Below are 3,876 nucleotides of genomic sequence, written 5' to 3'. Positions count from 1 at the left end.
CCCGAACCCGCACCGCCACCCCGTCGGCGCCCCGCGTAAGGAAAACCGCCATGTCCAAGTCACGCTTCGCCGACCGGCGCACGGTCGATGCCTTCGTCCATACGGGCACCGTGGAGTTGATGCTCTGCCAAGCTCGCTTCGTGGATGACCTGATACTGCCGGATGCCCTCGCTGCCGCCATCGCCGCGCGTTCTCCGGCAGAGCGTAAGGCCCTCGCTCGCCTCGGTCGCACGCTCATGGATGCGGCCCAGCTCGCAGCCACTCCGTCCACCCCTGCATAGTAGGAGAGAACCATGTCTCGCCCCCGCTCCCGTCCCCCCGCTCGCCCGTCAAAACCTGCCAGAAACCAGCGTCGGGCCGTGAAAACGGCCGCAACTGAATGGCCCTCCCCTCCGGAGACGACACTTCGCCAGAAGCTCACACTCGTGACCGGTGCACTTCTGGCCGACCTGACGCTCGCCCAAGGGAAATCACTGGAGGAGGCTTCGGCCCTGACGGGCTTCTCCGTTGAACAGCTTCGAGCCGACGGCCTCGAATACGCGATGGCCTTTGTCCGGGTGCTCGACCCGGCGTTCATGGCGCTCATGGACGCGACCACGGAGGACGAGGCCGCCGAAGCTGTTGGTGCCATCGTCGCGAGCCGGGCCGCTGCCCCCGCTCACGTGCCGGGCACGCTCATCTGACCCGGCTCACGGCCAATCGAAACGACCGAAACGAAACGAGACGTTTCGATACGGAGGACCCTGCCAATGCCGCGCCCCTGCCTGATCTGCGCCCATCCCAACCGGGCCGCTATCGACGCGGCGCTGACGGCGGGGGCCTCGCTGGACGAAGTGCTCGCGACCTTCCAGCTTCCGTCCCGGAGTTCGCTTCAACGGCACCGGGCCGGGCATCTCGGCCGGGAGGTGACGTTTCACTTTCCGCCCACTGCTGCCCCTACCGTCCAAGGGCCGGGCACTCCGTCGACCGGAGGAGTGGTCTCGTCAGAAGCAGCGCTGGAGCAACTATTTGCCCGCGCCAATGCGGACACGGGCAGAACCTTGCAGGACTATGCGCGGCTCCTCGTGGACGGGCTCGCACATATATATGCGGCGTCTGCCGCCGCCGATGACCGTGGCGTAGCCGTGCGCGCCCTCCGTGAGCTTCGCGGGTTCCTCCAGTTCCAGGTCTCGGTTCAACCCGACCGCCTCCGGCAGTCTCCGGGTTGGGTAGAACCAGAGCAAGAGCGTGACCCGATCTTCGCGCTAGAGCGCTTGCTCCTCGCGGGGACAGTCGGCGCCGGGCCGGGCGTGGAGGAGGCCTTGGCCGAGCTTGACGGGAGGTGGCCCGGTTTCGCTCAGAGCTGGAACGCCGAGAACCCGGCACCCTGAGCCCGGTATGCACCAGACGCGGGCCACGGCATGTCCACTAGGGCATGCCCCAACGGACTTCAAAAAACCGTCCGAAAATATGTCCGCTAGGGTTGCTTTAGCCTTGTGGACATGACTTTATGTGGACATAGCCCTTGTGGACATGGAGCCACCCCTTGCAGACCGTTTTCTACGCCCGCGTGTCCACCGACGAACAGACTGCCGCCCATCAGGCGAAGCAGGCCAAGGCCGCCGGCTTTGAGATCGACGCGGTGGTTGCTGATGAGGGCGTGTCCGGAGTCTCGACCCTTCTGAAGGATCGCCCCCAAGGCCGGCGCCTCTTCGACATGCTGCGCCGGGGCGACGTGCTGGTGGTCCGGTGGGTTGACCGGCTTGGTCGCAATTACGCGGACGTGACTGAGACCATCCGCGAGTTCATGCGCCGGGGCGTGATCGTCAAGACGGTCATCAACGGCATGGTGTTCGATGGCGCCACCACGGACCCGATGCTCATGGCCGTGCGCGATGCGCTGATCTCGTTCATGGCCGCCACCGCCCAGGCCCAGGCCGAGGCGTCGAAGGAAGCCCAGAAGGCTGGCATTGAGCACGCCAAGGGCCGCGATGCCGCCTACCTCGGCCGGAAGCCCTCATACGACCGGGGGCAGTTTGATGCCGTGGTGGACGCGCTCAACCGCAATGATGCCGTATCGGCCATTGCCAAGGCGACGGGCCTCTCACGCGGCACGATCTACCGCATCCGGGATAGCCGGGCCGAAGCCGAAGCTGCGCTCGCCCGGTGGGCCGCGTGAGCAACCCCAACCCGTGCAACAAGTTTCACGGGGCCTCCGCCGGCCCCATGTGCATCTATAAGAGCGGCACAACTCCATGACCTCCGCGACGCCTGCCGCACTGGCTCCAAAAGTCAGACAAAGAAAAAGACCCCAGAGCGAGACGTCGCGAAGCGGCGGCTCAGGTTCTTCCGTGGGGACAGAGCACCACCGCCCTTCGTCGGTCGCGACCCAAGATCAAACAGGTACTAGTCAGGCGACGTCGCGAAGCGGCGGCGCGGGATACTTCGTGGGCGTAGCGCAGAGCGCATCCGGACAAGAGCCGACCCGTCTTTCCCTCGATAACCAGCGCCAACGGCAGGGGCAGGCTCCAGCCATCCGCAAGCGCACCCGGCCGATCCTAAAGGGGATGTTCCCGGAGCGCGGCTTCGACTGGCTCTTCTCGGCCCAAGAGGCCCGGCATGATCACATGGAGGCAGAGTTCACAGCACGTGTGCGCGGCACCCCGACCGAACTGGCAGCGGTGCTCCGCCGGTTGCGTGGCAGGAACGACAAGAGCGTGTTCCGGCTTCGGGATCGGACACGGACGACGTGGAACCTCGATACCCGGCCCGGCACCGCGCTCTTCGAGGCGCAAGGCCTTGTCGAAATCCCAGAGGGGCAGGGCTTCCTAGCGCTGAAGCTGAAGGTCCAGCTCAACCCCACGCGCTTCCTCGCGCATCAGGCCGACCCGGCGCCCGGCGCCATCCACCTAAAACCGGCCCGTGAAGCGCTGACGCCCGACCCGGCTTTGGAAGCACGTCTCTCGGCTCGCTCCCTCGACGGAGGAGACAACTACCTCACGACTCCGGCGCAGGTGCCATCCCCCGGCGAGCGCGGTCCCTGGTGGAATGGCATTCTTCGATCCTACACGGCCAAGGTCCGCCAGTTCATCGTTGATCACCTCACACCGTCCATTTCCGGGGCGAAGCTGGACCGCGCGGGGTTTGGACCCCTCCGGAAGGCGGAAGTCCAGTTCGAGTTCTACCATCGTGACGCAGCCACGTGGGTGGGCGAGTTCTGCAACGCCTTGTCCGTGGCGGGTGATGCCTCCGAAAGCCGACATTGGCGTGGAACCAAGGGCAAGAGAAATGCCGTCGGCGCCTATCTAGGCCTCACGCAAGACGTTCTTCTGAAGGTCTACGCGAAGGATGCCTACAGAATTCGGGTTGAGGTAGTCTTCTCGAAGGCGCAGAGAATTTCACAGGTAGTGAAGAGAATGGGTCTATCGCCGAGCGATGACTTCGTAGATAGAGTACAGAGCCTCAGAGCTGAGGCCGTGAAGCAGCTCGCCAAGGTGTGGAAAACGGTTATGCAGGTGACGAAAGCGTGTGAGGCGACGGCCGATATGCTCGACTTCATGGCCCGGCTCAATCGACAGGTCCCGGACCAGAACCGAAGGACCATGCTTTCGCTGTTGAGCAACCATCGCCGGGTCACTGCCACGGTTCACGCTGGGATCGCGCCGGACACCGTGTGCCGCGCCCTCGTGCGTGAGGGTGTCCTAGTTCCGGCCGGCATCGTCACGCGAGGACCGGCACGGTACGCCCTCGCGCCGGAGTGGTCTCGAATGTTCGACCGCATGTTCGGCCGATCCAACGCGGTCACCACGCTCCACTGAGGATCGGTGCAACAAGTTGCACGTACCCCCCCCGCAAATTTTGCACCCCCCTGGCAAAATTTGCGGGGGGGGTACGTGC

The 3,876-nt window shown here is 64.9% G+C and carries 4 protein-coding genes; all 4 read left to right on the top strand.

Features of this window, described 5'->3' with window-relative positions; translation table 11 throughout:
* Nucleotides 1-50 precede the first annotated feature (50 nt).
* On the top strand, nucleotides 51-281 hold the full coding sequence (locus tag MBTS_RS20325) for a hypothetical protein (RefSeq protein ID WP_192216351.1): 231 nt from the start codon (nucleotides 51-53) through the stop codon (nucleotides 279-281).
* A 144-nt stretch (nucleotides 282-425) separates the two neighbouring features.
* Nucleotides 426-683, top strand: coding sequence for a type 2 periplasmic-binding domain-containing protein (locus tag MBTS_RS20320; protein ID WP_192216350.1), 258 nt, complete (start codon nucleotides 426-428; stop codon nucleotides 681-683).
* 842 nt (nucleotides 684-1,525) lie between these two features.
* Entirely contained in the window at nucleotides 1,526-2,158 is a 633-nt protein-coding gene (locus tag MBTS_RS20315; RefSeq protein WP_192216349.1) for a recombinase family protein, read from the top strand.
* Between the two features lie 268 nt (nucleotides 2,159-2,426).
* On the top strand, nucleotides 2,427-3,797 hold the full coding sequence (locus tag MBTS_RS20310; protein ID WP_192216348.1) for a hypothetical protein: 1,371 nt from the start codon (nucleotides 2,427-2,429) through the stop codon (nucleotides 3,795-3,797).
* Nucleotides 3,798-3,876 lie beyond the last annotated feature (79 nt).

Origin of the sequence: Methylobacterium bullatum, from assembly GCF_014845095.1 — a bacterium.
GTDB classification, from domain to species: Bacteria; Pseudomonadota; Alphaproteobacteria; order Rhizobiales; family Beijerinckiaceae; genus Methylobacterium; species Methylobacterium bullatum.
The sequence above is the reverse complement of the archived record's forward strand: the minus strand, read 5'-3'. Positions and strand labels throughout refer to the sequence as shown.

Excerpts from the sequence above, each read along its gene's own strand:
- MBTS_RS20325 (WP_192216351.1), top strand. The coding sequence starts at position 51 with ATGTCCAAGTCACGCTTCGCCGACCGGCGCACGGTCGATGCCTTCGTC.